This is a genomic window from Ekhidna sp. (genome assembly GCF_040220215.1).
Classification (GTDB): domain Bacteria; phylum Bacteroidota; class Bacteroidia; order Cytophagales; family Cyclobacteriaceae; genus Ekhidna.
Genome location: NZ_JAVJTR010000020.1, coordinates 18099 through 45093, shown reverse-complemented (window position 1 = coordinate 45093; position 26995 = coordinate 18099). Strand labels below are relative to the sequence as shown.

Below are 26995 nucleotides of genomic sequence, written 5' to 3'. Positions count from 1 at the left end.
TCAAGCGTGTCCCTTTTGTCCCTTTATTTCAAGGGATTTAAAAGTTTTCCATCAATCAAAACCGATAAATGATTATCCGGTATGTTGTTTCTATTTTTAGCTTGATTATCCCAGTTTTCATATTGTGATTCTGAGTAATAATTTATGAATTCAAAAAACTCATAAAAGTACTTTTCTCGGTTATGATAGAATCCTTCTTTATTAACAAGTTTATTATCCCAGATATACCTCAAGAGTGATGCTATGTAAGACTGTGACTCACGAAACTTATGATATTGATATGTTTCTTTCTCCCCTAGTAGAATTCCAGCCTTTTTGTAGTTATCTAATATTTTAATTGCCCTATCAGATAGGTACCCACGAAAACTCAGAAAATGCTTTCTATTTACTAAAAGATTTAATGCATGATTGTAATACTTTAAATAGAGGATCCAAGCATTGCTTTGCATTTTGAGCGGATTTCTTTGACTAAGATGAACCTCCGCATTTTGCTGGCATTGCCTAATATAAGTAGCCACGTTGTTTACCTCTTCCAAGCTCATTTTAGAAATGTTTTTCTTAATCTTAAGAAATGTTTTTCTATTGAACTGACGAAGCATATTCCTTTTTTCAGTATCAATGTGCTCTACGCTAACATTTTTACCTTCAACAATTGCAGAACTAAAGGTTGTAGTTATCCTATCAATTTTTTGTTGAATAAGGTCAAATTCTGCCCTTATTAAAAACTTGTTTTGAGGAATTTTTTTATCAAAATCTTTAAATATTAAGAAATAAAAAGGGCTGACCACTATCAAATAGATTATTGATAGAGGCACTATTATATATCCAAGAATGGAAAATAATTCAATCATCTAAATCAAGGTCTTCTCCAATTTCAACTTCCAACGCTCCCAATCCGGCATCATCTCTGTTTGAATGTCATAAAAGTCTTTACTATGATTGGGGTGAATCAGATGACATAGTTCATGGATCACTACGTAATCAATGCATCTGCCAGGAGTTTTGATAATTTCCGGATTTAGAACGATTCGCCCGTTCGGTGTACAACTCCCCCATCGCTTTGACATCCGCTTCACAACCAATGGTGGCTGTTCGGTACCAAACTTTTTAAACTTGATCACATTCGAAATGATGCTCTCTCTAAACCTCGTTTTAGCTTTGGTGTAGTACCAGGATGATAGTTCACTTTTGATGGACAAAGGGTCTTGCTTAGGACCTGTCACAATCAATTGCCCACCTTTGAGCTTTACACTTTTCCTATCTGACTTTCGAAGCTTCAGAACATAGCGCTTTCCCAGATAGAGATGGGTCTCCCCTGAAACATACTCCCTTTCAGGAGTGCGAGGTAGAAACTGCTCAAAGTAAATCTTCTGCTTAGCTATCCACTTACCCTTTTTTATGACACGTTCTTTGATATCGTCCAAGCTAGAATCAATTGGTGCTTTGACATAAATGGATAGATCCGGGTGCACTTCTATTGCTAGAGATTTTCTACCTGATCGATCAAGTTCAAATTCAAGCTGAGTATTTCCGTATTCAACTTGCTCCATCTTAGTAGTTATTTTTAGCTATTTTCAAACACTTCACCAGTATTTCATCGATCTTATCAAATGTGATTTCCATACCCATAGATTTTCGGTGATCGATCAAATAATCCTCAATCTCATTCTCCATTTTATTTTGGACATCAATATTTCTCTTCCAATCCCTTATGGTAAGCTTCTCAACAATCTTGGCAATTTCTAACCCAGCAATAGCCATTTGCTTTTTGATTGACTCAACCTGATTTTGCTCTATCGAGGGGGGCAAAATCGATATCAAAGCACCATAAAATGCTCGTCCCTCATTATTGGATTTTAGTATCTCCGGCAAACCTTCCTGATGCCCAGACTCAAGATCATTTCGTGTGCTCAGGACTTTCTCTAAATACTCTTTCTCATCAATTCTTCCTTCCCTAAATGCTGCGATGGTTTCTTCAATTAGGTCTGAAAATTTTTTGTAGAAAGCTTCATCCTTCTCCATATTTTCCGAAATGACCTTCTTCATCTGATGAGCTATCATATCAGCTTTTGATGCTGGGCTTTTGCCATATGCTTCGAGTGCTTCATGCACCATGCTTTGATCAAAAATGTTTACTTCCTCAGTGAGCTTTTCGACATAGTCTGCACCAACGTAGGTGTCCAAAAGCTTACGTACTCTAGGTTCATATTCTTTATAACTAACTACCTCAGCATACCGATTCTGTACAGAGACTCTCATTTTTTGAAAGAATTTGAGCTCCTTTTTGTAATGCTGAATTTGGTCATCGGTGTTTTCCCGATAAAACTCGTCCGACGAAAGTGCGATTTGCAATACTCGGGCATAGGTAGATAGCCGAGCATAAAACTGGTCTCTAACATCTTTAGGACTTAAATGACGCTCCAACGCCTCAATGTCTACTTTAGGAACTCCTTTGAATAAATCCCAGATATCGGCAAGCCTTGCGGGTACCTTCCCAATCTCCGATTGGATATCCAAAACCGAACCCTTCAGGTCTTCTTCGTCAAACCCTTCGAATGCACTGTATTTGGTAAGTGCTTCATCCAGTTTACCCAGAATGCCCACATAGTCAATGATGTAACCAAAGTCTTTCCCATCAAACAAGCGATTGACCCTGGCAATGGCCTGAAGCAAATTGTGCTCCACCAAAGGTTTTGCTAAGTACAATACAGTATTTCGTGGTGCATCAAAACCGGTTAGCAACTTGCTCACCACAATGATTAGCTCCACTTCATGTGATTCATCTTTGAATCTCTCAATAGCGTCTGTCTCGTACTCCTCTTGTCCCCGAAACTTATCCATTAAAGCATTCCAATAATTTTTGGCTTCACTGCTGGCTTCCTGCCAAACATCCTCATAGTCTGTTCGACTATCGGGTGGCGTAAATACAACCCGAGTATTGATTTTTAAATTCGGGTCTGTTTGATTCTCAAAATACTTCTGATACCGAATCGCGGTATCAATTTTCGGTACTGCTAACTGTGCTTTAAATCCTGTCCCTTGCCAGTTCTGACAAAAGTGTTTAGATATATCGTAAGCGATCTCTTCAACGACTTGATCAGATTCATAAATCCTGGATATAGTCGCAAACTTCTTCTTCAAGTCCTTTTGTGCATCTTCCGATAGCGGGGCAGAAAGCCGCTCAAAGCCTTTGTCAATCTGTTGCTTGTTCACGCTCAATTTTGCTGAGCGTCCCTCATACAATAATGGAAGTACAGCTTCATCTTCTACCGCCTGATCAATGGTGTATTTGTGTATGAATCCTCCGAACTTTCGTGCTGTGCTCTTCTCAGATTTTAGCAATGGAGTTCCTGTAAAACCAATGTATGATGCATGAGGAAGCATTGCCTTCATTTTTGCATGTGCCGAACCATATTGCCCTCGATGGCTTTCATCTACAAGGACGAAGAGGTTTTTGGAATGGTCTTTAAAGTCCTTTCGCTTAAGCGCGGTTTGGAACTTATCTAAGATGGTCGTGATGTTTTCAATACCTTTATCCTTAAGCAACTCGATCAGATCATTGCCAGACTTAGCCTTCTTTACATTCTTACCACAATTCAAAAAGGTCTTATAAATCTGCTTGTCAAGACTTATCCTGTCTGTTACGATGATCACTCTTGGATCCTTGATTGATTCCTCCAAGGCAATCGACTTGGAAAGCATGACCATGGTAAGCGATTTCCCACTTCCTTGTGTATGCCAGATAACTCCACCCTTCCTTACACCTTCTTCATCCGTTTGTTTTACTCTTCCTAGTGCCTCTTTCACAGCAAAGAACTGCTGATAGCGAGCGATTTTTTTGTCCGGGCCATCAAAGACAATGAACTTGTAGACCAGCTCCATGAGTCGCAGCGGATGACAAAGGGCAAGGATGGACTGATCCTGATGAGTACCTAATCGATTCTCAGCTACAACTCCATTACCTTCATGCTTTATGATATGCTCAACCTCCTTCAGATTATCTTCTTTCCAAACTGACCAGAACTTTTGGGGTGTGCCGGTTGCAGCATACTTCACTTCATTGGGTTGGACAGCCAGGAGAAGCTGCGCATAATGAAAAAGGCGCGGGACTCCCAATTCCTTCTTTTGATTTCGCAAGTGCTGCGAAATAGCTTCTTCCAGTGATTCATTTTTATCCCTTCGTTTGTTTTCCAGCACTACGAAAGGAATACCATTGACAAATAACACTATGTCCGGTCGGCGAGAACCTTTTGAGCCTTCTACTACATATTCATCCGAAACATGGAAGACATTATTCTCCATGTTCTTCCAATCAATAAATTTGAGAGTAAACGCTTTCTGATCTCCTTGAACTGTTTCGGTAAAGCTTTTCCCTAGCGTCAAAAGATCATAGATATTTTCATTTGTTCGAACTAGCCCCTCATCTGGAGTATTCTTTAGTGCATTGATTGCAGATTGTATACTACTTTGGGAAAACTTACAGGCCTTTCCTTTGTATTCGAACTCATTGATTGCATGAAGTTGCTTTTCAAGAATGTTCTCCTGTATCACGTTGGAAAGAATACCACTTCGTTCTTTCTCAGCTTGTTCTGGAGAGAGGTATTGCCAACCGAGCTTCTTGAGTAGATCAAGTGCTGGTTTTTGTGAATCGGTCCATTCGGTGTAATTAGTCATTTTTAGGCAAATCAATTGTTTCTAGTACATTGGTAATACCTCCAACCCACTCTATTATCGTCTGATATCTATAGTTTTCTTGATCATGATAATCTAATCTAATCTTGAACCTAACTTCTTTGGGATGCTTACCACCGATCACATCTCCAGTTATTCTAACATGACCATTCTTTTCAAGAGGGACTGGCCTACTCCATTTATTTAAATCAATCTCATCACCTTCAACTATCTCAAAATCATCAATAAAACATATTTCCCCTCGATTATCAACTGAAATATTAACACTTCCTTCATAGCCCTTATAACCCCCACCATTACTCCATATTGCTGGCTTAGTTACCAGCCTTAACCGCTGTTCTTCAAGCTCGATTAAACGATCACTTAGGTCATTGTTTGACCCCTTGGTCATTTCAATTAGATAATTTCTCATATTGTCATTACCCTCTTTAATAAGTTCATTCTGAGCTTCCAAGGCTCCAACTAATCCAGTCATTTTATTAAGTTGTTCTTGTTTGTCTTTGTCCTTTTGGAAAAGCTTATATAGGGCAATGGCTACTGCAATAAATCCAGCAATACCTCCTATAATTGAGGCCCAAGAAACGAATATTTCTAGATCACTCTTTTCAGGAGGAAATGTGCTTACTTCCAACCTTTTTTCCGGAATTTCGAGGGTTGTCTTCCCATTAAAATCAATGAATAAGGTATCATTACTTGAATAAACCGTATCGACTTGAATTCCTTGCTTGGTATTTTTAAGAACTACTATTTGATCCTGCATAGCTTCTATTTTTCTAACCTCCTGAGTTTTATCTCCTCCAGAATCAAGTCCCACTTATCGAAATAACCATGACTCTTTTGTGTATAGCGATCTATCTCCGACTCAAACTTGACTTTTTTGGAAGCACTCCTTGTTGCAATATGTTTATAAACATATTTGGCCTTTCCATCTTTTTCTCCGCTTTTCACCTTATTTAAATCATTCACCGGGACAATGAAAAAATGATTGTATTCAAGCCAGTAACCCACTAGAAAATCGGCACACTTTCTTTCATTCTCCGTCAGGGTAAAATGGGCTGAGTTTTTACTTTCCGACACTGAAATGAGCCGCTGACGCGCTTTTACTTCAATTTTAACCTTGTCACTTTTCCCTTTTTTTAATGGATCCATAATTCTAATTCCACAATCGTATCCCGGCTCTGAGTAATTTTTGAATACCTCAAGTTTCTTAGAATCCTGGCATAACTCATACAACTTAAATAGTACCAGTCCTTCCCCTACTTCTCCAATAAGGTTCTGAATTGTTTGTGGTATTTTTCTAGTATTTCCCATAAGCAAGGTGAATTAATCAATCTCCATTTTCCAATAAATCCAAATAAGAGATTGCTTGTCTTATCTGAGTCCTTATTGTTGTCGCATAGAACCTTTCGACAATTTCCAACAATGTTTCCTTCACAACTTGTTGATCATAATTATCTCTTTCAAGGTTAAGCACAGCCTCCAATACCCTCTTTGCTTGACCTTCATTCTCTATTTCAATTGCATTGCCATTTACCATATTATCATGGTACTCACGCCTTAATTCTCCTGTAGCTGTATCTGCATCCAACCGACAATTGTTTTTTAACTCCTCTAGATATGCCTCATCAGAAAGCAAGGATATTAGGCGTGATTTTGCTTGTGTCCTTGTATTAACACCCTTAAGACGATCAATTGCATCATCGATGGATACACCTAGCAAATTCACAAAATAGCGAGCTGGGAAAATGCCTGAACTTTGATAACAAATAGCTTCAAGGTATTCAAATGGCTCATCAACAACTTGACCAGTTAAAAATGCTTTTAGAATATCATCATCGTGAATCGCAAATGACCTATGGATAACTGCTCCTGCCTCATCAATTTGACCAATTATTTTAACAGCCTCTGCACCGTCTTCCTGCAAGGAGTATTTATCTAATACTTTGAGATCCTTAATTAATCGTTCGTCTAAGATGAACTTGTTTCCCGCTGAAGTCTTAATCTCTCCCGATTGGACATTGAAAATTCCAGCATTTTGGATTCCGATTGTTGAGACTCTTGAAAAAAGCTCCATCCACCTGCGTGTCTCATCCTCTTTTGCTTGCTTAATGAGGTAAATCAAATCACCTGACTTAATCTTATCACTTCTACTATGGTACCTGTAATAAATTGAAGCCTCGATAATTAAATCACCATAGCTCTTGGTACATACTACTGGCTTATTTTCAGCAGGATGGATATATAATGCTCCTATCTTTTTATTGCGTATCGCTACTTCTCTTCTCTCATATTCAGGAGTTGGAGAAAAATATTGGCCCATAAACTGTCCCAACTCCGAATCATCTAAATCAATGAAAAGATTATCAATTCCTACAACTTTCCTTGGACCATCAGAAATACCAAAGACCATCAATCCACCTCGATTGTTTGCAAAAGCAGCAATTGATTTTAAGTATTTGATTCTTGAGGCTCTATTTGTCCAATCAAATGTCTCTTTAAATTCAAGTGTATATGATTCTCGTTTTATCAAGGTGCCGTCTTGACGAGTTTTAATCGCTTCTTTGATCATATCTTCAGTCAAGTACTCCTGCATAATCAATCAATTTTAACCCTCACCTCTCCTGTCAAAAGCTTCTGCATTAAGCCCTTTTTCTGTTCTTTGAGTTTCCCTAGCTGATTTTGAAGCGAGTTGATTTCCTGATCAGCTGATGAAAGGACTGAAGCAATTTTTTGTTGCTCGGAATACGATGGAATATTGATCTTGAGATTCTTTACTTCTTTGCTATTAATAGCAGGATAGTTTGATCCTACAATCAATGAATCTATCTGCTTAGTCATGTGATGACTGAATAAATAATGAAATAAATAATTAGAAGAGAAATTCTCTCTTACATCTAAAACCGCGAATCCTGTTGAGGCAATAAGATCATTTTCATCACTTTTAATTTTCGCGAAACCTTGCAGGTTCGGACGAACTGTTGCCATTATCACACTTCCTTTTTTAACTATTCTTCTCGCTCTTGAAGGAGCTAATCCAAATTCAAGTGTCGGAAGTGAATTACTAACTCTACCATCCTCAACGTCTGATAAGGATATATATCGAAAGCTATAACTCGTTGCGGTATTAGAGCCTAAGCTTTCCTTGTCAACATCGGCCACCTCCTTGACTTTTAACACTTGCCATGATTTATCAAACTCCCTAAACCGCTTCTTTCCCGTCAGCAATTGCTGCATAAGGCCTTGCTTGCGCTTTTGATTTTGTTTTATCAGCTCTTCGGTTTTGGTGATGGCCTTGTCCCAGGTACTGAGGATTTGGGCTATTTTTTGTTGTTCGGGGAGTGGGGGAATTGGAAGTTTATATTTTTTCAGACTAGACATTGAAATTGCAGGCTGTGCACCCACTGTTTTTAGTAATTCTATCTTTCTAGTTTGATATAAATACCATAGCCAACTCCAGACATAAAAATTTGAATGTCTAGTTTCATCAACAGAAATCTTTAATGCGTTACCAGATAGAATTCCGGTTTGGTGATCTTTTGGCAAAATGGCACTCGCTCCACATCTTGCTCCAATCTTAGCCATCACTATATCACCTCCTTTTACAGAGCTTCTTTTTTCCCTTTCGAAGAGCTCCTGATCAACATATAAATATTCGTCGGCATGAAATACTCCCTCAGTAACATATCCACTTGTAATAATTGGAACTCCTGAATTCCTATAATGAATGGTCTTCAGATTTGATCCAAAAGGTCCATCTACTATCCCATACTTTTCACCATTTGGAGTTACAAAGTCAAGTTGTTCCATCTCCCAATCCTCTGGAATCCACCCCAATTTGGTGAGCTTGTAGCCTGGCTTTTGGTCCATGGTTTTTGCGCTATTTTCCATTACCTCAGTCATCGGTAGTTGTCTTTAGATTGCTACGATGATACTCCAGATGATTCACTAGTGTTTCTCCAAAGTCCATGGCTATTTGTTCAATCTCTTCCTCGAGAAGCGGCTTGTGAAGCAATCGCTTGGTGTACTCTTTCAGATTCTGCCCTTGTGCCTCCGGGTCAAACTCTGAAATAGCTAGCTGGTAATAATGAGAGGTGAAGTTAAGCTCCACCCGATAGCTACACCCAAAGGAATTTATCCCCCCTTTTATATACATACCATAATTTGTCTGGAGTGAAAGCTTCACTTCATTTAAATAGTCTCTATGGTCCTTTTCAAAGTATTCATCCATGAACTTGCGAAGTTCATTTCTAGGAAACTTTCCTCCTACAGGTAAGGAAGTACTTTGGCCGTCGATATTAATACCTAATCGATGTTCAGGCTTGTCATAAAATGAATTAAGTTTAATGAGGGTATCTGTCAAAGAGTCTAGTAGCTGGAAACCAAACAATTCAAGTGTATCTTCTAATGAAACCTGTGTAAGTCGTTTGATCTCGTTTTCATCATCTTCAGCATCTATTTCTCGTTTGATCACTGCTAATCGCTTATCTAAGTCATTAGGCTCTTTCAATGACTCACCTTTGGCTGCTTTCATGGCTAGCTGAACTGACCAAATCACTTCTTCGGCAATGAAGGAAATGAAATCCTCATATTCCCCATGATCGGCTTTGGTTAATGCATTCAAGTATTGTTCTTTCTTCTCTGTTGGAATTATAACCGGAGGAAATCCAGCTCTTTGAATAATGTAGTTCATCCACAGTCTGGCTAATCTTCCATTCCCATCATCGAAAGGGTGTATTTCGGTAAACCGGTGATGGACAAGGGCTGCAAGCACAATCGAATCTTCATTCATATTTGTCCTGTACCAATCAAAAAGTTCCTTCATCAATGCAGGTGTCTCTTCAGGAGCCACATACTCATGTATATTTCCATCCTTTTGAAGTACTGAATTAGGTGTGCTTTTATATTCTCCAGGTTGAATTACTTTTCGTGTTGGTTGACCATCGATAGTACCTGCTCTTTTCCAAAATGGCTCTACCAAAATAATTTTATTTAACTGGCGAATGTCCGTCTCAGTCAGCTCCCGATCTTTGTCCCCGACTCTTTCATATATCATTTCAACGGCCAAATCATGAGCTTTCATTTCCTTAATAAACCGATGTTCATGATTTCCAGAAACCCGATCCTTTAAAAGTAAAAGTTGCGTTTCGCCATAGGTAAGTGTATTGCCCTCTATGTGATTGGAATGGTAGTTCCACAGCAAACGATATTTATCAAACAGCTCCTTTCTCTTCTCCGCTTTTGGTTCAGGTAGATTCTTTAACTCCTTCAGGAGTTTATGAGCCCTCTTGACGCCTTCGAGTGCATGATATTTTTTATCGATACTTATCAAAATCCAAGCTCTTTTAGGTATCCATCCATTTCCTTTCGCACCTCTATAAGTTCAGCTTCAAGTTGCTTGATCTCCTCTTGTACTTTTGGAATATCAATTGGTTCTTCCTCTTCGAAAGTGTCCACATAACGTGGGATGTTGAGGTTAAAATCATTCTCATTAATCTCCTCCAACTTTGCTCGATAAGCATATTTCTCTACCGTTTCAAATGACTGATAGGTGGCCGCAATGCGAGCAATATCTTCGTTGCGAAATTTGTTTTGCTTCTTTCCTTCCTGATATTCCTTACTGGCATCTATGAATAATACATCTTGGTGTTTCTTAGCTTTATTAAAAATTAGAATAGCGGCAGGAATACCCGTTCCAAAGAATAGATTGGTTGGAAGGCCTATGACTGCCTCTAGCAAGTTTTCCTCAATAAGCTTCTGCCTGATTTTACCTTCTGCACTCCCTCTAAACAATACTCCATGTGATACAATCACACCTACCTTCCCAGTTGGCAATGCAGTATCAATCATGTGAAGAATAAAAGCATAGTCGCCCTTGCTCTTTGGGGGGACCCCTCTCAAGAATCGCTTGAAGCGATCAGCTTCAGCATCTTCATGTCCCCACTTGTCCAAGGAGAAAGGAGGATTGGCAACCACCACATCAAACTTCATAAGGTTATCTCCTTCCAGCAGTAAAGGATTGTTAATCGTGTCGCCCCACTCTATGTCGGCAGAATCCATGCTATGCAGAAACATATTAAGCTTCGCAAGTGCCCAGGTATCACCATTGCTTTCCTGACCGTACAAGGAAAAATCATTTGATGCCTTTCCATTCTTATCTTTTACTTCCTCTGCTACCGTAATCAATAACGAACCGGAACCACAAGTTGGATCACATATCCTCGCACCTGCTTTGGGAGAAACAAGTTTGGCCAGTAGTTCAGACACCTCATGCGGTGTGTAAAACTCTCCTCCCTTTTTACCTGCTCCAGAAGCAAATCGCTCAATCAGGTACATGTAGGCATTGCCAATCAGGTCTTCCTTTCTACCTAATACCGAAGGACGAAAATCCAGAATTGGATTGGCAAAATCTGCAATGAGGTTTTTAAGTCTTCTGTTTCTGTCTTTGGTTTGACCGAGCTTCTCCGAGTTGAAACTGATATTACGGAAGACTCCTTCCAGTTTCTCAAGGTTTTGATCTTCAATCCTGGCGAGCACCTTATCTATCTTCTCTCCAATATCTGCATCATTTCGATGATCATAGATGTAATCGAATGTACAATCTTCCGGCAGGACGAAGCGCTCACGCTTCATCTTTCGCTTCAACAACTCTTCATCATCACCATACTGAACTCTATATTCATCAAGCTTGTCTTTCCATACATCACTGAGGTACTTGAGAAACATGAATACAAGTATGTAGTTCTTATATTCAGATGAATCGAATGCTCCTCGAAAAGTGTCGCAAGCCGCCCAAAGGGTATTGTTTATTTGGTCTTGTGTTATCCGATTGTTTGTATCCATTACAGCAATTTATTTAGTTTATTTGCATACTCCTCAGCGATCTTTTCCTTATCCCTCAGCCAAGAAGATTCGGGATTAAAATCAAAATCCTGCATAGCAATTTCAATCTTATTAAGAAAGGAGTTGATCTCTCCTTCTACTGATTTATAAAGCGCAAGATGTTCATTCTTTAATCTTAAATTGTCGTAATCGATATCCATCGATTCTCCGGGATTTAGAAAGCCACCAGATTTGTCCGATTCAAGATATTTCTCCTCGATCAGATTAAGTATCCTTTTACTTTTGGATTTGAGGTCTTCTATAAGTTTATCAATTTTAGTCCTGTTTTCTTCATTCATAATTTTAGTCTTTTAAAAACTCAAGTAATTGATTTGAAATCAGCTGTTCTCGTTTAGCCATCAGCTCATTCATTAATAAATACTCCCGATTTTGCAAAAAACTGATTCTGGCAATAATTTTTTGAATATTTATTGGAGGGATATCTATTTGCAATGACTCAATGGTTCCTTTATTGACATTTGGAACATAGGTTCCTGCTCTGTTATCCTTAATATATTGTTGGATATGCTTTTGATTTAGATACCAGGCTAGATATCTGGAATCTACTTTGTCAACTTTGGGCCTAAGTACGAAAAATGCAGATGCTGCTACATACGATCCGTCTTTATCAAAATGAATAGCATAATTGTTAGATCCTTTTGATATAAATAAGACGTCTCCGGCTTTTAGGAAGTATTTAGAAGATATTGAATCAGAAGAAACAAGGGACATACTTGACCCAATCTCAGTATAATCACTATCCAAATCCTTCAATTGGATAACTGAAACCTCTCCCTCCGGATCATGCTTCACCTTCGTTCGAAAGGAATAACCCGAAAAAAGATCCAGTAATAACTCTTTAATATTAACTTTACTCATTATTACATAATAGCTATGATGCAAATATAACGAAAATAACTAATATTAGTTACATAATGATTAGGATGTATAAATGTTAGACTTTAAAGAAATGAACAATTATCAAAACCTTAATAATGACGAAGTAAAATTTAAAGTCGAGATGACACAGGAATTGTCTGAAGAGGTAATTGCTGACCTTAATGATGCTGCTGACAAAATATGGAAATGGAAAAGTTATTGATGTTGCCAGCAATAGCTGCTTCCTGATGAAGCATTCCGTTTGCATTGTGATCCAGCTTTAGTAGTAGCCATGCATCGACCGCTAGAAGCAGGTTGATTCACTTTCTCCACATCTTTACTCCCAGCCTGATCGGTATGATGGTAGCAATACCCACTGTCATTCTTTGTATTGTTGCGACATCTTACTCCGGTGCTTTTTGCTATGCCTTTACACTGCTGTGAAGTAATTGTGCTATTTTGATAATTAGTGGTTTTTGTGAACTTAACCGGTTGCCAAGTATCAGAAGAATAAGCGCTTTCTATTGCTTCTTCCAGGGAATCATCTAACTGAGAAAAGAAGTCGAGACTGGTTAAAAGCTCAACTTCATCTACCGTTACAGCAAAAGAGAGTAACTCTCCAGAACTACTTTCATTCTTCAGCACAAAACCAATGGCTTGTTGGGATTCTTCATCAAGTAGGACTTTATAATATTGTGAAGGTATCTCTACTCCATTAACTCCTATTTCCAAATCACTGCTGCTTATTATAGAACCCGTGACTACATAAATCGAGCCTTTAGATTCAGCCCAGCTTCTGACCTGCTCTTCCAGTCGTTTCCACACCCCTCGATTAAAACCCGGCACCTGAGGGCTCATATTCGATAGATAGAATGATTCAGTCATTGCCGTTGAGCTGAAGGACATATCGGCAGCAGGAGCAAGGTGTCCGCGATCATATCCTGAACCTTTATAATCTGAAAGTGAAGCGGATCCTGTACTTACCTCAGGGTCTTCTCGAAAGTTATCAGTTCTTTCAAAGCGAGCAACTAACTCGTCTGAGGTAAGTTCATATGCTACCCAAAGAGCTTGTTCATAATCCTCTGAATAACCTAAGACATAATGTGAATGGCTAACGATTTCCAAGGGCAGGTTTGAAACTGGTAGATATTTACTGTCTTGACTATAGGCAAGAATAGAAATCAATATTGAAACTAAGAGGAGTGCCTTTTTCATTTTTAGCCAATACCAATTTTGCGGTGATTAAGAAGAGGGTTAATTCCCTGAAATCACTGTTCATGCAGGCAGTCCAGCCCCCATCACCCTCCTAGGTGTTAGCCCGGCTTTCCCGATTCCATTAAACTTGATAATAAATTTAGCACTCTTTAAATTCATATACGTTATACCTATAGGACTTATGCGTTATATCCAGACCTAATTATCAAAATGAGTTTTGATATAGATACAATATTTTTCACAATGGGTATAGGCTTTATGTTTATAGCACTAGTTGTCTTTTATCCTGATGTTAAGGACTTCATCAAGAAACTTAAAAAACAATCAAATAAAGAATGAAAGAGAAACCGATCCTTCATATCGATATGGATGACACCATCCTGCATTACACTCCTGCCATAGAAGAAGCACTTAGGCATAATCTTGAAATCAAGTACCCTCAGTCTCAAATTGACTTCTACAGAAACCTAATGCCTATCCAAGGTGCCATTGTTACCATCAAGGAGATTGAAGAGTATGGTTATGACATTTACATACTTTCCTGCCCATCTCCATTGAATCCGCACTCTTATACAGAGAAAAGAATATGGATTGAAGAGCATCTTGGAACAGACTATATCGAAAAGCTAATTCTGACTATGAACAAGGGATTGGTGAAAGGTGACTATTTGGTAGATGATTGGACGGAGGGTAGAGGTCAGGAAAACTTTGAAGGCGAATTGCTTCATTACGGCTCAGTCAAGTTTCCAAACTGGAATACGATATCAGATTATCTTAAATCGAAAATTAAAAGTTCTACTTACTAAATATCGAACGTTGCTTTGTGATTGAACTTGTGGTGTTCCCCATAACCAACATAACCCAACTGATTTGTTAAGCATGTTGTATCGTGAATCCTAATTGGCTCATGATTCACATGAGTGTGTCCTGAAATGCAATACTTAATATCATAATTTCTCATCCAGTATGATAAATCCACATGAAAAGCACTGCTAAGTAAACCATCATGTTCATATGGATACTCTGGAATAAACCTATTACTATATGGAACATGATGAGTCACAAGTACTGACGATTTACCACCAGACTCTTCCAGTTCAATTTCTACATATGACTTTGATTTTGTGTGACAGAATTGGTATTCATCTACTGTGAATAGTATCGCATTTTCATTGAATCTGGATTGGCTAAAATCACCTAAACTTTGCCTAATCCTTTTGGACTTGATTGGATCAAGCCGAGTGAATAGTGTTGAGAAAATAAAATGACAACCTTCAATAACCTCGGTGTAATTGTTGACTAAGAAAATATTGTCACGAATTTTTTTCTTAAAAGAAGGAAAGATCTTTGAAATGGGAAAGGAGCGTTGATAGAATTCATGATTTCCGGGAATCATATAAACTCTCTCAAACAACTTCGACCATTGATCAAAAATTGGTAGGTCAAAATAGTAGTCTTTCATATAGATAATATCGCCAGCCAATATCAGGATATCACCGACTTTTTTAATTGGATTTGATTCCAGAAACCTTTTATTGTCTTCGAATTCAAGATGTAAATCTGAGGCGTATTGTATTGTCATTTGTCTACTTTATCTGTAAAAGGCTCCTTCTCAAAGACATTATTACAGAGCCTAAGATACTTATGAATGATTCGTTTATGTTTTGTCTCGAAGTTGAATTCCTTTCTATCTCCAAGTAACTTATTTCTACCAGGCTTAATATGCTTACCATTATATATTTCACTTACCAAAGCACACTTAATATGATGTGGAGTAACTAATACGATATACGCATTCTTATAAGGGTTTCCATTTAATCTGCTCTTGTTAAAATTCCCGTCCGATCGGTATTTGACATCTATGATAAACATTTCATTATTCCTAGGGTCAAAGACACTAAAATCCGGAACCTGTTTGAAGAGCAATGACTGCTCATCATATCTGTTTTTTAGCTCACCCAATAAATGCGGCATCATGCTCTCCACTCCTAAGGGAGTTACTTTAAATCCCATCGACTTGAACATCTCCTCGACTAGGATTTCACATATCTTTCCCTTAATCCTTCGTTCACACCACTCTTTTGATTTATCAAAATCAAATTCATCAATGCTTCTGTACCCACTAATTGAATTTATAAGGTTAAAATCAGTAGCTGTCATATATGATAGCAATATAGTAAAGCCCTATTCATTTCTTGCATTTCAATGCAGGAAACACCTTCTGAAAATGCGTTCATTCAAGCTCTTGCAATGCGGGTTCGAGAGTTAAGGGAACAGTCTGGCTTAAGCAGTGCAGAAGTTGCTCGAAGAATGCATATGGACAGGGGAAATTATACACGTATTGAAACCGGTAAGACAAATCCAACAAGTCTTACGCTGTATAAACTTTCACAAATATTGAAGTGTACTGTTGCTGATTTTTTTAGATAGAAATCTTCAATTCCCATAAAGCACGTCAACATACTGCAAATAACTTGACCTATAACTTGACCTAAAATAAAAAAACCCGCTTCATTTAATTTGAAACGGGTTTTTATTATTCACATGAGCCTCCAGTCGGATTCGAACCAACGACCCGCGCATTACAAGTGCGCTGCTCTGGCCAACTGAGCTATGGAGGCTAAGTTTATTTTTAAAAAATACCACCTCTCTTTTGCGGTGGGATAATTCCAAGTGCACTGCTCTGGTCGAAACGTCGAACCGCAACTGAGCTATGGAGGACTTTTCAGCGAGGCTGAAAATCGGTTTGCAAAAATAGCAGTGTCTCGCTATTTCGCAAATGTATTTCTCAATTTTGTGCAGAAATTGCTGCAAGTTGTGATCTTAATTCTTCAAGCTCACTCTCCGCCTCGTCTATCTTCTCTTGCATTTCAGCTTTTAGCTTGTCTGCTGTAGCAGAATCTGCGAAAAATTCCATATTGGTGTTCCAGGTCGAGATGTCATTTTCGATAGAAGAAATCTTTCGCTTGATAGAATGTTCTTTTCTGTGAAGCTTCCGCTCACCACCGGGAGTATTCTTCAACCGTCCCATCGAGATATGATTTCTCAAATCAGTTCTATCGTCCTCATGAATTGATTCATTATTAAGAATTACTTCCTTCACTTTATCAAACCGATTCCTGATTTTCTTGATCGTATTTTTCGGCACAAACCCAATAGAGGTATAGTTATCGATCAAATCATATAGATCATCCAGATTCACATCGTCACCACTGCCCGCTTCTTCCAGTTGATCACAAATCTTCAATTTCAACTGAAGGTTTTCCTCAAATTCCTTGAATTGCTCCTGATTCTGTTCCCTTCTTTTATTAAAGAAATGATCGCAAGCAGTTTTGAACTTCTTATACGTTTCGTTCCTGACTTTTTCCGGAACCGGTCCGATATCCTTCCACTGCGCCTGCAAATGCTTTAGTTTGTCAGCAGTAGAATTCCACTCTTCACTATCCTTTAGTTCTTCTGCTTTTGCTATGAGTTCATGCTTCTTTTGAAGGTTTTCTTCTCGCTTGGATTCAAGCTCTTTAAAAAACTGATTCTTGTTTGCGAAGAATGCCTTAAAAGAATTCCAAAATGCCTTATTGGTAGCTTTGGCCTTTTCTCTGGGCACACCACCTATAGCTTCCCATTGTTTTTGAACATCCAGCAACTCTTTCGTTTTTCCATTCCACTCAGTAATGCGATCAGAGTTGAATTTTGAAAGCTCTTCTACCTTTGCAATAAGTTCTTCCTTCTTAACAAGGTTTGCTTCAAATTCTTCCTTAAGGTGTTCGAAGTATTCCTTACGCTTGGCATAGATAGCGTCTGAAGCCGCTTTAAATCTTTGCCACAATGGCTCTTGATTTTCTTTGGGAACTGGACCAATGTGTTTGTATTCCTCGTGCAGGTCATTCAACTGAATAATGGCGGTTTTCATGTCCTCCAATTCATTCAGCGCTTCTGCCCTTTCACAAAGCTCTTCTTTCAGCTTCATGTTTTTCTTCCTGTCCAGGTCTTTTAGTTCGAAGTAGATACTTCTATTATCATAATATCTGTCAAGAAGAGCATTATAATTCGCCCATAAAGTCTTGTTCTGAGCACCCGGAACAGGGCCTGTTTTTTTCCACTCGGATTGAAGATCTCTAACAGCGTTGATACTATTGGCAGACTCCACTCCATCCACTATCTCACGAAGCTGCTCTAGAATACCTTCCTTTTTTTTGAGGTTACTCTCCTTTTGACTTTCTAAGTCTTTGTAGTGCTTATTTCGCCTGGCTCTGAGTTGGCCGTATAGCGTTGTAAATTCTTTATCTATTTCATCTCCATGATATTCAAATGCATCAGCCTCATTTCCATCGGAAACGAACTTCTGTAATGCTTCATTTTTGGAGATTTCATATAGCTCATCAAATCTAGGCTTGATGGCTTTCAATACCCGGTCGAGAGAGCGAATATTTTCTTCATTTCTTATTTCACGGATTTTAACAACTAGCTCCTCCTTGGATGCATGATCAAAATCCAATTCCTCTTCTTCTTCATGATCCTCCTCAGCATCATGATCCTCTTCTTCAGAATCAGTGGCCGGAGCTTCTTCCGCTTTCTCATCGGTTTTCTCCTTGCTCTCTTCTACGGGTTTTTCCTTGGCTTTTACCTCTTCCCGTGGCTGCTCTTTTTCTTCTTCCTGAGGTTGTTCTTCTGATCCTTTATCACCGTCTGCTTTTTCTGCTACTTCTGGTTGATTTTCATCTCGTAATTCAGCTTGATCCTGAACTTCCTCAGGAGTTTCATTGGTTTGCCCTGAAACGTCCTGCAATTTCTCGTTATCCATTATGGAACCTATTTCTATTTCTCTAGTAAGACACAAAACTAACCAAATACCCTAATTCAATCGAGGATCTTTTGGATAGTTAGAAATTAGGCGATACTTACCACCCATGGTTTGTAGACACGCTTTCCATAGGTCTTGGTTGTCCCAATCGAAAATCATTTCCGCAGTGGTGTTTTTCAAGACAATCCATGACTTGGCACGCATCTCATCCATAAGCTGCCCTGCTGCCCAACCCGAGTAACCTATGAAGAATCTGATATCTTCTGTTTGAATGGATCTGGTGTTCATCATCTCCGTAAGCTTATTAAAATCACCACCCCAATATGCACCATTGATTACCTCTCTGGATGAGCCTGCCAATTCATGCTCACGATGTATAAAATGTAAAGTATCATGCTCCACAGGTCCACCCACAAAAAGTTTGGCAGGGTAGTTTCCTACCTCATCCACAATCTCACTTAGGCCAATATTCGCCTTTTTGTTTAAAACAAACCCGAAAGTTCCATTCTCATCGTGTTCACACAGGAATATTACCGTACGATCAAAGTTGGGGTCCGGGAGATACGGCTCAGAAATGAGTAAGTCCCCCTTTTCGGGTTCAATAATTTGATCTGATGAAAAAAAGTCCATTAATGTAAAGCGGGTCTAATGGGAAGGTCATTCAAAATATCACCCTCCAGTTGTTTCATTTCTTCCAATCTATTGTAAACATCTTCCTCTTCAAAATAGTTGAGGGCCATTTTCACAAATACTTCTCCATGTCTGGCCTCAGATGCCCACAATCTATGGTAAAACTGCTTCATATCACCGTCCCCTAATGCCTCATATATCAACCTAAAACGCTCGGCACCTCTGGTCTCAACCAAGGATGCTAACAGAAGTCTGTCCATAAATCGCTCTTCTCTCCCATCCCGACAAATCTTCAGTAATTTTTGAATATACATGTCTTTGGGTATCTCATGATTAAGCTGGATTCCTCGATTCTCCATTATTTCATACACATCCCTAAAATGCTCCAGCTCCTCAACCGAAGTATCTATCAATTCTGGAATGATCTCGGTTCTGTTTGGATACTTTGCCACTAAGCTTAGTGCCATGCCTGAAGCTTTTCTTTCACAATCTGCATGATCCTGTAGGAACGCATCAAAATCATTCAATACTGCCTCTACCCACTCCTTTTTTGAGTCTACCGTCAAGTCTATTCTAAACTTCATCGATTTTTGATTTTAACCTTTTTACCTTCGCTTTAGATGAGTTTCAAAAGTAAACGGAATAGGTAACATGAGAGAAGATATCGCATCCTTACGAAATGAATACACACAGGCTGAGTTGAATGAGGGAACCATAGATGTCAATCCTTTCAATCAATTTGAGAAATGGTTTACCGAAGCGGTGGCATCTGAAATACTTGAACCAAATGCCATGGTGCTCAGTACCGTAAGCAAAAACGGAATCCCTTCTCAACGGACCGTACTACTTAAAGACGCTAATAAGGAAGGCTATACTTTTTACACCAATTATGACAGTAAAAAAGGTCGGGAAATTGAAAGAAATCCGCACGTAAGCCTACTTTTTCCCTGGTATGATCTGGAAAGACAAATAATCATTACAGGGAAAGCACAAAAAGTTTCGAAAGAAACTTCAGTCAACTATTTCCATTCGCGTCCAAGAGAAAGCCAGTTGGGGGCATGGGCTTCTCAGCAGAGTAACGAAATAGCTGACCGGTCAATACTGGAAGAAAAGCTTAAAATGCTGGAGGAACGCTTTCTCAATAAAGAAATTCCACTGCCAGAAAACTGGGGAGGTTACCTTGTAATACCTGAATCGTTTGAGTTTTGGCAAGGAAGAGCTAGTCGCCTGCATGACCGAATATACTATCAGGATGAAATGGAAGGAACGTGGAAAATTAGCCGACTGTCACCCTGATGTCAATATACCTGGAGCGGTACGCCTGGCCGCATAAGCTCTTTCCTGATTACCAACCACCCGAGAATTTATCACTCATTGTGGTTATCCCGTGCTTTAAGGAACCTGATCTTATAGGTGCATTAGAATCCCTCAACGGATGTGATTATCCCCAAGGTGAAGTACTTGTTATCATCGTGATAAACGAGTCTGAGAGTGCCCCCCAAGAAATTAAAACAGCTAACAAAACCACGCTTCAACAGCTTAAAAACTATCGTAGTAAATACCATTTGTTGATTAGTTATCAAAAACTTCCTGCGAAAAAAGCAGGTGTCGGCCTAGCCAGAAAAGTGGGAATGGATGAAGCTGTCCGAATTTTCAGAAAGGCAGGAAACGATGGGGCTATTGTATGCTACGATGCAGATTGTCGATGTGATGCTAATTATCTGGATGAAATTGAGTTAGCCTATTCCAGACCTGAGACCCAGTCTGGAATTGTCTTCTACGAGCACCACCTACACCGAGAGCATCATGAAGCTATTTTAGATTATGAACTGTATCTGAGGTATTACATCGACGCTTTGCGTTTTGCAGGCTTTCCTTATGCACACCAAACTTTGGGTTCATGCATCACAGTACGAGCATCCATGTATGAGAAAGTTGGAGGAATGAACACCCGGAAAGCAGGCGAAGACTTCTATTTCCTTAACAAAACCATTCCACAGGGAGGATTTGTGGAGATCAATTCCACTACGATCCGTCCATCTGATCGGGTATCTGACCGTGTACCTTTTGGGACAGGCAAGGCAGTGAATGATATGCTCAATGATTCAGAAGAATACTCCGTGTATCATCCAAACATCTTTGAGGATCTAAAACTATTTTTCAGTAAGCTGGACATTTTTTGGACGGAAGAAGATTGGAAAATCCCACGTACGCTGGCCATATTTCTGGGAGATGAATGGCAGGATCAGATTGCTGAAGTGAAAAGCAAAGTAAGCTCACAGGAACAATTCAGAAAGCGCTTCTTTCACTGGTTTGACGCGTTTAAGATTTTGAAGTTTGTACACTTCTGTAGGGATGAGTTTTACCAAAACGTGGAACTGGAAGAAGCTCTTGACTGGCTCAGACAAAAACATTTTCTACTCAATGGCACTAAAGAATCCTATTTGGTCCAGTTGAGGTATTTGGATCGGGAGTGGAAAGGGTGATTATTCTATAAATTCTGAATAGAAAACTGTATCAACAATGCAAAAGAAAGCGGGTTATCCAGTTCTTCTTTAGTTGAAGGATTGACCACATATTGTACATCTGGCTGCAATAAAAACCAAGATGCCAATGGGAGTGAATAGGTAAACTCAAATACAGTTTCTGCATTCTCGCTACTCTCCTGCAATTCTTGGAAACTTTCTCCATTCAAACCGGATGAAAAGGCTAGTCCAAAGTTATCATCAAAACCTGAGATTGGGTTACTCATAACAAAGCCACCGGAAAGCGCTGATCCATAGCGATTGATTTGATGGTTCGCAATTCCATACCTTCCAAAGAAAGCTATGTAGTCGTCTTCTGCATCCAGTGGAATATATTTTTGAATCCCAAAATAAATGCCTGAATTACCTTTCTCCGGTTCCGATCCATCCATAGACTGAAAGTCAGATGTGTAATACCACCCTCCGATATTGATCTTATCTTTTTTGTATACATCATGCTGGCGTCCCACTTTTCTTCGCCTGGTCACATAGGAACGATCTACATTTCGTTCATCTTCACTAAAATCACTACTTGTATATACAGATACCTCTCCCGCAATAAGAGCTCCTTCTTTTTTGGAAAGGTGAATTTCGTTACTCGTCAGATCATTCGGGTTTCCAGAAACTGCATCCAGAATTGCTAATCGTACCCTTGTTCTATCTCCAACAAACGTGGAAAAGCGAACACCCAATGAAGAGATGGGAAAAATGGAAGGGCCATTGACTCCACTTTGCGCATATTCCGCGCCTATTCCAAATGAGCTATTTATAAACAGTGTGCCAGGTCTTAGCACATCAAATTCGGAATTTAAATCATACAATCCCGCTAAAACTGAAATCCGATCATTGATGAAATTGTGCTGAAACCATAACTCAAAAATCCTCCATGCCTCCACCGCTTCAATATTGCTGGCAACCTGAAAGTCTCCCATCAGGTCTGTAGCCCTGCCTCCATGATTGCCTAATCCATAAACAAACAGTGTCAGATTCTCTTTTAGGTTAAAAATCTGATCGAAGTTAATCTTAGCTGTTACGTCAGCATTATCTATGTAGACAAAGCCAGTCTCTATTCCTCCACTGGCATTATACCAAGGTAAAGCAGAATACACCGCTTCAAATTCCAGCCAGGATTTAGTAGAGTCCGATTGGGCTTTTAGGTTAAGGCTGTAAATAGCAATAAAGCTGATAAGAATTCTTTGATACAATGGCGGATAGGTTAAAATTCTTGCTTAAGGAATATACAACCTAATTACATTTTAAACTGTTTGTTTATGACTAAAATCCCCTTCATCCACACCTGAACTGAACAGGAATATTAAACCAAATCAAAAAAGCTCTTTACCCCAAGAAAATGCTTAACCTTAAATCCCTCAGCATACTCCACGCCTATTCGCTGGCCCCACTCTCTGGTGCGTGACTCTAGCATGCTCATGAAGCCTTTTGAGCTTATGAATGTTTCCGGCTCTTTGCTATTAGGATCATAAAACTGTGACTTGAATGCATTGATAGCTGCTCTTCTTTCCTCCATCACATCTGAGATATCCACCAATATATCCGGCTCATGTGCCGTACTCTGAATGCAGAAATACAGCTTTTCAGGGCGGAAAGCCTGCTGTTTTTTCCCATCCCATTCTGTTTCTACAGCTTTCAAACCAGCAATGAAACAGGCAGTTTCTACCAGTTGTGCTCCACGGGTATGATCCGGATGACGATCATAAATGGAATTGGCAATGACAATCTTTGGCTGAAAGCGTCTGATCTGCTCTGCTACTTTTAGTTGGTTTTCTTTAGTGTTTTCAAAGAAACCATCTGCCAGACCCAAATTTTCCCGTGCAGAGAGCTTTAGGATTTTGGCTGCATCTTCAGCTTCTTTCGCTCGTATCTCTGGTGTGCCACGAGTTCCAAGTTCTCCTTTAGTAAGATCCAGAACTCCGGTTTTAAATCCTTGCTTTTGATGAGTTAGCAACGTACCTCCAAACGATAGTTCTACATCATCCGGATGGGCTACTATGGCGAGAATATCTAGTTTCATTTATGGTCGTGATTTACAAAAGTACTTTGGCCGTATGCTGCAAAGAAATGCCTTAAATTTAATATGATCATTCTAGGCTGTTCTAATCTCCAACATAATCATTCCCTTTAATTATAAGAATAACCTGGCATTCCATGTGGCCTATTAGAAAAATAGCTAATAAAACACATGAAACACCACTCATATAATATTGGTTTTCTAACCCTGAGAATTTCCTAAATTCCAGCTCGATTTATTTAAACCTAAAGTAAATAACCAATGCAAAAATGTGACAGCTTGTTCAGGTCTGTCCTTTGGCTTTTGCTGATCAGTGTAATTCCAATGATCGGTTTGGCCCAGGATACTGACCTGAAGCCTGTAACCAATAAGTATGCGATTAAGAATGCTACCATTGTGCAGGCACCAGGAAAAACCATACAGAATGGTACCGTCCTGATTGAAAACGGAATAATTAAGGCCGTAGGTGCCAATGTATCGATACCGGCGGATGCCTGGGTTGTAGATGCAGATTCCATGTTTGTGTATGCAGGATTCATTAGTGGATTATCCAACATCGGGGTGGATAAGCCCAAAGAAGAGGATAAAAATGATGACAGAAAGTTAACTGGTAATCCTTCCTATGAAAGAGCTGGAATAACTCCTGGAAGCACTGCCAGAGAAATGTTGAAGGCTGATGAAAAATCAGTTGAGGATTTTAGAAAATTAGGCTTTACAGCATCTCACAGTGTACCACATAATGGCATGCTTCCTGGTATGGGAGCAATCATCTTGTTGGGAGGAAGCAATGGTGAAAGTATGGTCGTTAAAGATCAAACTTCGATGTTTTCTCAATTGTCAGGTGCTGATGGAGTGTACCCAAACACCGTGATCGGCGTGATGGCTAAATATCGCGACCTTTACCGAAAGGCAAGTCAGGCCCGTGATTATCAAACCAAATACAACAGCAATCCAAATGGAATGGAACGTCCGGCAACAGATGCCACACTAGAGGCCCTTTATCCGGTTGTTTCAAAGCAGATGACAGTTGCTTTCAAAGCAGAAAGCGTGAAAGACATTATGCGTGTGATTGCCCTTCAAAGAGATCTTGGTTTCAGAATGATGCTAGGTGAAGTAAAGCAGGGCTGGGATGCAATCCCAGCAATCAAGGGAGCAGGAGCACCTGTATTCCTTTCCTTAGATTATCCGGAATGGAAAGAAGAAGAGAAAAAAGAAGAAGAGAAAAAGGATGGTGAAGAAGAAAGCGAGAAGGAAGAAAAAGAGCCTACGGAAGCAGAGCTGGAAGAGAAGGCTTTGAAAGAAAGACAAAATGCCATGATAAAAAATTATTATACCCAAGCGGGTAAATTCAATAATAATGGAATCAAGTTTGGCTTCTCTACCCTGGAGGTAAAATCAAAGGATTTTAAAACCAACCTTTTGAAAGTCATTGAAAATGGTCTTTCAGAGGATAAAGCACTTGCTGCTTTAACAACTGAGCCTGCAAGTATTCTGGGGGTATCGAGTCAGATGGGGACCATCGAGTCAGGTAAAATGGCCAACCTGATCGTTTCAGATACTGCCTATTTCACTAAAGATGCCAATGTACGGTATGTTTTTGTGGATGGTGTGAAGTACGATTATGAGGCCAAAGCAAAGAAGAAAAAGAAAAGCAACGGTGATGAAGCGGTCGATGCATCTGGTGTGTGGAACTACACAACTGAAACTCCTCAGGGAAATGGTAGTGGTGTGATTACCATTAAAGGTACGCCAGGAGATTACAGCGGAACCATCACAGTGAGTTTCAATGGAAGTACCAACGATCTTGAAAATGTAGTAGTAGATGGGAACAATGTTTCTTTCTCCTTCAAAATGAATATGGGTGAAGAAATCACAGTTGATATCAGTATGGATATTGATGGTGATTCATTCGAAGGAACCTTATCTGTGGCAGCTTTCGGTAGTTTTCCGATGGAAGGATCTAGAGAACCACAAAAATGAGATTAGACATGAAAAAACTTAATATATACCTAGCAATGCTTCTGTCTATCACATTTGTGATGGCACAGGAAACAGGAAGTGTGCTAATAAAAAACGGAACAGTTATCACTGTTACCAATGGCACACTAGATAATACAGATGTCCTGATCAGAGATGGAAAAATCTCCAGGATCGGACAAGGATTAAGCGCTCCGAGTGGAGCAAAGACCATTGATGCTAATGGCATGTATGTGATGCCCGGCATTATTGACGCGCACTCACATTTAGCATTGGATGCAGTGAATGAGGCTACTAATCCGGTTACAGCCGAGGTTTGGGTGGGAGATGCAATAGATCCTTTGGATGTAGGCATCTATCAGGCATTAGCAGGTGGAGTTACATCAGCACATTCTATGCATGGATCGGCCAATGCAATTGGTGGACAATGCGAAACGGTGAAGTTTAGATACGGAGTGATTGATCCGGATAAAATGCGTATGCAAGGCGCTCCGCGTACTATCAAATTTGCTCTGGGAGAAAATCCTACCCGTGTACATGGTAGCGGAAACGGAATTCTTCCTCGAACCAGAATGGGGGTTGAGCATGTTATCAGAAGTTCATTTCAACAAGCAAAAGAATACATGGAAGCATGGGATTCATATAACGCTCAAAAGAATGACAAACGCTTTAAGGGCAAAGCTCCGGCTTATGACCTAAGACTGGAAACATTGGCTGATATACTGCGAGGCGATATTATCATTCATTGTCACTCCTATCGTGCAGATGAAATCTACATGCTAATGCAGGTATGTAAGGATTTTGGTATTGACAGATTGGTGTTTCAGCATGTGAATGAAGGATTCAAAGTAGCACCTGAACTTGCAAAGTTTGGGGCTGGTGCTTCGGTATTTGCAGACTGGTGGGCATACAAATTTGAGGTTTATTATAGCACCGCATATAATGCAGCTATTCTTACCAAGAATGGTGTGACTACTTCAATAAATTCAGATTCCGGTGAATTGATCAGACACCTTTACCATGAGGCAGCTAAGTCGCAGAAATATGGAGGCTTGACAGATGATGAGGCACTTTCGCTTATCACAATCAACCCGGCCAAGCAGCTTGGAATCTCAGATCGTGTGGGGTCACTAGAAGTAGGAAAAGAAGGTGATGTGGCGATTTTCAAAAATCACCCACTATCCATCTACGCTATTCCAATGGTAACGATTGTAGACGGAATCGTTCGATTTGATCGGGAAAATGACCCGGCCGATATACGTATCTATCCAGATCCCGAAGAGAAAATCGACGTGACCCTTTGGGAAGCAGAGGATCACGACAGATGCATGGCAAACACTGAATTTTTGTTCACTGATAAATAAGATA

Annotated in this window: 26 protein-coding genes and 1 tRNA gene; 7 read left to right on the top strand and 20 right to left on the bottom strand. The window is 39.6% G+C overall.

Annotated elements, in window-relative coordinates; genetic code table 11:
- Positions 1–23 precede the first annotated feature (23 nt).
- From RIC88_RS14045 to RIC88_RS13995, 11 genes are read right to left on the bottom strand one after another with little or no spacing between them, the layout of a single operon-like run.
- A complete protein-coding gene (locus tag RIC88_RS14045) occupies positions 24–851 on the bottom strand; it encodes a hypothetical protein (RefSeq protein ID WP_350218185.1) in 828 nt (275 codons plus the stop codon).
- Positions 852–1550 (bottom strand): M48 family metallopeptidase, encoded by a 699-nt coding sequence (locus tag RIC88_RS14040; RefSeq protein ID WP_350218184.1) that lies wholly within the window; start codon positions 1548–1550, stop codon positions 852–854.
- A 1-nt stretch (position 1551) separates the two neighbouring features.
- The gene (locus RIC88_RS14035; protein WP_350218183.1) at positions 1552–4674 is read right to left on the bottom strand and encodes a type I restriction endonuclease subunit R; all 3123 of its coding nucleotides are present in this window, start codon (positions 4672–4674) and stop codon (positions 1552–1554) included.
- Positions 4667–5452, bottom strand: coding sequence for a hypothetical protein (locus tag RIC88_RS14030; protein WP_350218182.1), 786 nt, complete (start codon positions 5450–5452; stop codon positions 4667–4669). Before RIC88_RS14030 ends, RIC88_RS14035 begins: the two co-directional genes overlap by 8 nt.
- A 5-nt stretch (positions 5453–5457) precedes the next feature.
- On the bottom strand, positions 5458–6003 hold the full coding sequence (locus RIC88_RS14025; RefSeq protein WP_350218181.1) for a hypothetical protein: 546 nt from the start codon (positions 6001–6003) through the stop codon (positions 5458–5460).
- Positions 6004–6019: 16 nt separating this feature from the next.
- On the bottom strand, positions 6020–7285 hold the full coding sequence (locus RIC88_RS14020; RefSeq protein WP_350218180.1) for an AlbA family DNA-binding domain-containing protein: 1266 nt from the start codon (positions 7283–7285) through the stop codon (positions 6020–6022).
- A 2-nt stretch (positions 7286–7287) separates the two neighbouring features.
- Positions 7288–8559 carry a restriction endonuclease subunit S gene (locus RIC88_RS14015; RefSeq protein ID WP_350218179.1) on the bottom strand — a complete coding sequence of 424 codons (1272 nt, stop codon included), beginning with the start codon at positions 8557–8559 and terminating at the stop codon, positions 7288–7290.
- A 25-nt stretch (positions 8560–8584) separates the two neighbouring features.
- Complete coding sequence (locus RIC88_RS14010) at positions 8585–10021, bottom strand: Fic family protein (protein ID WP_350218178.1); 1437 nt, start codon at positions 10019–10021, stop codon at positions 8585–8587.
- Complete coding sequence (locus RIC88_RS14005) at positions 10018–11532, bottom strand: type I restriction-modification system subunit M (RefSeq protein ID WP_350218177.1); 1515 nt, start codon at positions 11530–11532, stop codon at positions 10018–10020. The genes RIC88_RS14010 and RIC88_RS14005 overlap by 4 nt, the downstream gene beginning before the upstream one ends.
- On the bottom strand, positions 11532–11870 hold the full coding sequence (locus tag RIC88_RS14000) for a hypothetical protein (RefSeq protein ID WP_350218176.1): 339 nt from the start codon (positions 11868–11870) through the stop codon (positions 11532–11534). The genes RIC88_RS14005 and RIC88_RS14000 overlap by 1 nt, the downstream gene beginning before the upstream one ends.
- Positions 11871–11874: 4 nt before the next feature.
- Positions 11875–12450 carry a restriction endonuclease subunit S gene (locus RIC88_RS13995; RefSeq protein ID WP_350218175.1) on the bottom strand — a complete coding sequence of 192 codons (576 nt, stop codon included), beginning with the start codon at positions 12448–12450 and terminating at the stop codon, positions 11875–11877.
- A gap of 91 nt (positions 12451–12541) precedes the next feature.
- Between RIC88_RS13995 and RIC88_RS13990 the strand changes: the two genes are divergently transcribed.
- Complete coding sequence (locus RIC88_RS13990) at positions 12542–12673, top strand: hypothetical protein (RefSeq protein ID WP_350218174.1); 132 nt, start codon at positions 12542–12544, stop codon at positions 12671–12673.
- On the opposite strand, the gene RIC88_RS13985 is transcribed toward RIC88_RS13990, so the two are convergent.
- Entirely contained in the window at positions 12667–13665 is a 999-nt protein-coding gene (locus RIC88_RS13985) for a DNA/RNA non-specific endonuclease (RefSeq protein WP_350218173.1), read from the bottom strand. The two genes, RIC88_RS13990 and RIC88_RS13985, sit on opposite strands and share 7 nt — an antisense overlap.
- A 335-nt stretch (positions 13666–14000) precedes the next feature.
- Here RIC88_RS13985 and RIC88_RS13980 point away from each other — a divergent pair, with 335 nt between their 5' ends.
- Positions 14001–14471 (top strand): 5' nucleotidase, NT5C type, encoded by a 471-nt coding sequence (locus RIC88_RS13980; RefSeq protein WP_350218172.1) that lies wholly within the window; start codon positions 14001–14003, stop codon positions 14469–14471.
- Here RIC88_RS13980 and RIC88_RS13975 read toward each other — a convergent pair.
- Both RIC88_RS13975 and RIC88_RS13970 read right to left on the bottom strand, forming a co-directional pair.
- The gene (locus RIC88_RS13975) at positions 14468–15247 is read right to left on the bottom strand and encodes a metallophosphoesterase (protein ID WP_350218171.1); all 780 of its coding nucleotides are present in this window, start codon (positions 15245–15247) and stop codon (positions 14468–14470) included. The two genes, RIC88_RS13980 and RIC88_RS13975, sit on opposite strands and share 4 nt — an antisense overlap.
- A complete protein-coding gene (locus tag RIC88_RS13970) occupies positions 15244–15825 on the bottom strand; it encodes a hypothetical protein (RefSeq protein ID WP_350218170.1) in 582 nt (193 codons plus the stop codon). The genes RIC88_RS13975 and RIC88_RS13970 overlap by 4 nt, the downstream gene beginning before the upstream one ends.
- Before the next feature lie 45 nt (positions 15826–15870).
- Here RIC88_RS13970 and RIC88_RS13965 point away from each other — a divergent pair, with 45 nt between their 5' ends.
- A complete protein-coding gene (locus RIC88_RS13965; protein WP_350218169.1) occupies positions 15871–16095 on the top strand; it encodes a helix-turn-helix domain-containing protein in 225 nt (74 codons plus the stop codon).
- A gap of 117 nt (positions 16096–16212) precedes the next feature.
- Here the strand turns inward: RIC88_RS13965 and RIC88_RS13960 are convergent.
- The 4 genes from RIC88_RS13960 to RIC88_RS13945 form a co-directional block, all read right to left on the bottom strand.
- Positions 16213–16286: transfer RNA gene (locus tag RIC88_RS13960), tRNA-Thr, on the bottom strand.
- Between the two features lie 167 nt (positions 16287–16453).
- Positions 16454–18466 (bottom strand): DUF349 domain-containing protein, encoded by a 2013-nt coding sequence (locus tag RIC88_RS13955; protein WP_350218168.1) that lies wholly within the window; start codon positions 18464–18466, stop codon positions 16454–16456.
- Between the two features lie 51 nt (positions 18467–18517).
- On the bottom strand, positions 18518–19096 hold the full coding sequence (locus tag RIC88_RS13950) for a YqgE/AlgH family protein (RefSeq protein WP_350218167.1): 579 nt from the start codon (positions 19094–19096) through the stop codon (positions 18518–18520).
- Entirely contained in the window at positions 19096–19680 is a 585-nt protein-coding gene (locus RIC88_RS13945) for a MiaE family protein (RefSeq protein WP_350218166.1), read from the bottom strand. The genes RIC88_RS13950 and RIC88_RS13945 overlap by 1 nt, the downstream gene beginning before the upstream one ends.
- 67 nt (positions 19681–19747) lie before the next feature.
- Between RIC88_RS13945 and pdxH the strand changes: the two genes are divergently transcribed.
- Entirely contained in the window at positions 19748–20392 is a 645-nt protein-coding gene (pdxH, locus tag RIC88_RS13940) for a pyridoxamine 5'-phosphate oxidase (RefSeq protein ID WP_350218165.1), read from the top strand.
- A complete protein-coding gene (locus RIC88_RS13935; protein ID WP_350218164.1) occupies positions 20392–21582 on the top strand; it encodes a glycosyltransferase family 2 protein in 1191 nt (396 codons plus the stop codon). The genes pdxH and RIC88_RS13935 overlap by 1 nt, the downstream gene beginning before the upstream one ends.
- A 5-nt stretch (positions 21583–21587) precedes the next feature.
- Here RIC88_RS13935 and RIC88_RS13930 read toward each other — a convergent pair whose 3' ends face one another.
- Together RIC88_RS13930 and bshB1 are read right to left on the bottom strand one after the other, a co-directional pair.
- Positions 21588–22826 (bottom strand): carbohydrate porin, encoded by a 1239-nt coding sequence (locus tag RIC88_RS13930; protein WP_350218163.1) that lies wholly within the window; start codon positions 22824–22826, stop codon positions 21588–21590.
- A gap of 110 nt (positions 22827–22936) precedes the next feature.
- Positions 22937–23653, bottom strand: a complete 717-nt coding sequence (gene bshB1 / locus RIC88_RS13925) for a bacillithiol biosynthesis deacetylase BshB1 (RefSeq protein WP_350218162.1) — start codon at positions 23651–23653, stop codon at positions 22937–22939.
- A gap of 258 nt (positions 23654–23911) precedes the next feature.
- Between bshB1 and RIC88_RS13920 the strand changes: the two genes are divergently transcribed.
- The gene (locus RIC88_RS13920; RefSeq protein WP_350218161.1) at positions 23912–25630 is read left to right on the top strand and encodes an amidohydrolase family protein; all 1719 of its coding nucleotides are present in this window, start codon (positions 23912–23914) and stop codon (positions 25628–25630) included.
- Positions 25631–25638: 8 nt separating this feature from the next.
- Complete coding sequence (locus RIC88_RS13915) at positions 25639–26991, top strand: amidohydrolase (RefSeq protein WP_350218160.1); 1353 nt, start codon at positions 25639–25641, stop codon at positions 26989–26991.
- The last annotated feature ends 4 nt before the right edge of the window (positions 26992–26995 follow it).

Bases quoted from the DNA above. Each gene is read 5' to 3' on its own strand.
- RIC88_RS14045 (WP_350218185.1), bottom strand. From the start codon at position 851: ATGATTGAATTATTTTCCATTCTTGGATATATAATAGTGCCTCTATCA.
- RIC88_RS14040 (WP_350218184.1), bottom strand. From the start codon at position 1,550: ATGGAGCAAGTTGAATACGGAAATACTCAGCTTGAATTTGAACTTGAT.
- RIC88_RS14035 (WP_350218183.1), bottom strand. From the start codon at position 4,674: ATGACTAATTACACCGAATGGACCGATTCACAAAAACCAGCACTTGAT.
- RIC88_RS14030 (WP_350218182.1), bottom strand. From the start codon at position 5,452: ATGCAGGATCAAATAGTAGTTCTTAAAAATACCAAGCAAGGAATTCAA.
- RIC88_RS14025 (WP_350218181.1), bottom strand. From the start codon at position 6,003: ATGGGAAATACTAGAAAAATACCACAAACAATTCAGAACCTTATTGGA.
- RIC88_RS14020 (WP_350218180.1), bottom strand. From the start codon at position 7,285: ATGCAGGAGTACTTGACTGAAGATATGATCAAAGAAGCGATTAAAACT.
- RIC88_RS14015 (WP_350218179.1), bottom strand. From the start codon at position 8,559: ATGGACCAAAAGCCAGGCTACAAGCTCACCAAATTGGGGTGGATTCCA.
- RIC88_RS14005 (WP_350218177.1), bottom strand. From the start codon at position 11,532: ATGGATACAAACAATCGGATAACACAAGACCAAATAAACAATACCCTT.
- RIC88_RS14000 (WP_350218176.1), bottom strand. From the start codon at position 11,870: ATGAATGAAGAAAACAGGACTAAAATTGATAAACTTATAGAAGACCTC.
- RIC88_RS13995 (WP_350218175.1), bottom strand. From the start codon at position 12,450: ATGAGTAAAGTTAATATTAAAGAGTTATTACTGGATCTTTTTTCGGGT.
- RIC88_RS13990 (WP_350218174.1), top strand. From the start codon at position 12,542: ATGAACAATTATCAAAACCTTAATAATGACGAAGTAAAATTTAAAGTC.
- RIC88_RS13985 (WP_350218173.1), bottom strand. From the start codon at position 13,665: ATGAAAAAGGCACTCCTCTTAGTTTCAATATTGATTTCTATTCTTGCC.
- RIC88_RS13980 (WP_350218172.1), top strand. From the start codon at position 14,001: ATGAAAGAGAAACCGATCCTTCATATCGATATGGATGACACCATCCTG.
- RIC88_RS13975 (WP_350218171.1), bottom strand. From the start codon at position 15,247: ATGACAATACAATACGCCTCAGATTTACATCTTGAATTCGAAGACAAT.
- RIC88_RS13970 (WP_350218170.1), bottom strand. From the start codon at position 15,825: ATGACAGCTACTGATTTTAACCTTATAAATTCAATTAGTGGGTACAGA.
- RIC88_RS13965 (WP_350218169.1), top strand. From the start codon at position 15,871: ATGCAGGAAACACCTTCTGAAAATGCGTTCATTCAAGCTCTTGCAATG.
- RIC88_RS13955 (WP_350218168.1), bottom strand. From the start codon at position 18,466: ATGGATAACGAGAAATTGCAGGACGTTTCAGGGCAAACCAATGAAACT.
- RIC88_RS13950 (WP_350218167.1), bottom strand. From the start codon at position 19,096: ATGGACTTTTTTTCATCAGATCAAATTATTGAACCCGAAAAGGGGGAC.
- RIC88_RS13945 (WP_350218166.1), bottom strand. From the start codon at position 19,680: ATGAAGTTTAGAATAGACTTGACGGTAGACTCAAAAAAGGAGTGGGTA.
- pdxH (WP_350218165.1), top strand. From the start codon at position 19,748: ATGAGAGAAGATATCGCATCCTTACGAAATGAATACACACAGGCTGAG.
- RIC88_RS13935 (WP_350218164.1), top strand. From the start codon at position 20,392: ATGTCAATATACCTGGAGCGGTACGCCTGGCCGCATAAGCTCTTTCCT.
- bshB1 (WP_350218162.1), bottom strand. From the start codon at position 23,653: ATGAAACTAGATATTCTCGCCATAGTAGCCCATCCGGATGATGTAGAA.
- RIC88_RS13920 (WP_350218161.1), top strand. From the start codon at position 23,912: ATGCAAAAATGTGACAGCTTGTTCAGGTCTGTCCTTTGGCTTTTGCTG.
- RIC88_RS13915 (WP_350218160.1), top strand. From the start codon at position 25,639: ATGAAAAAACTTAATATATACCTAGCAATGCTTCTGTCTATCACATTT.